Origin of the sequence: Oceanobacillus sp. CFH 90083, assembly GCF_009389585.1 — a bacterium.
Classification (GTDB): Bacteria; Bacillota; Bacilli; order Bacillales; family Amphibacillaceae; genus Oceanobacillus.
On the sequence record NZ_VIYG01000043.1, the window covers coordinates 1 to 725 of the forward strand.

Sequence of the window (725 nt, forward strand, 5' to 3'; positions counted from 1 at the left end):
AATCAAAACCACCAGTGTGAACTGGTGGTTTGTTCTGCGGCTGAAAGCCTCTATTACCGGCCTCGGCCTTAAAGGCCCACTGAAATGGTCTCCCTTCTGCACCACATCCACTCACGGATTCTAAAAGAATCTCTTATTTTTTCTTATTTTTTTCTCCGGTAAATGGATCAAACTCTTCAAACAGGGTTAATTGATCCCCCATATAGTCTTCTCTTAGCTGATCCCGAATATATTCTTGAATTTTCTTTTTATTTCTGCCCACTGTATCTACATAGTACCCTCGACACCAAAACTTTCGATTACCATATTTATATTTTAGATTGGCGTGTCGATCAAATATCATCAGACTGCTTTTTCCTTTTAAATAACCCATAAATTGAGCTACACTTAGCTTCGGCGGTATACTTACCAGCATGTGTATATGATCTGGACATGCATTTGCTTCATGAATGATGACTCCTTTTCTTTCACATAGCTCCCTAATTATTTCTCCAATGCTTCTTTTATATTTCCCATAAATAATTTGCCTTCTATACTTTGGCGCAAATACTATGTGATACTTACAATTCCATGTTGTATGTGCTAAACTATTCTTGTCCTTCATTAGGACTCTCCTCCTTCTATCGTGAGATGTTGTGGTCGGGAAACCAACTTTATCTTACCATAGAAGGAGCTTTTTTTACCCCTCGCTGAAAGCTTTCCAGAACCCCCTGCATAGCAGGGGG

Annotated in this window: 1 protein-coding gene; it reads right to left on the reverse strand. The window is 39.3% G+C overall.

Translation table 11 applies throughout. From position 1 onward, the window contains the following. Positions 1-133: 133 nt before the first annotated feature. Positions 134-604 carry an IS200/IS605 family transposase gene (gene tnpA, locus FLK20_RS21400; protein ID WP_152658622.1) on the reverse strand — a complete coding sequence of 157 codons (471 nt, stop codon included), beginning with the start codon at positions 602-604 and terminating at the stop codon, positions 134-136. Between the last annotated feature and the right edge of the window lie 121 nt (positions 605-725).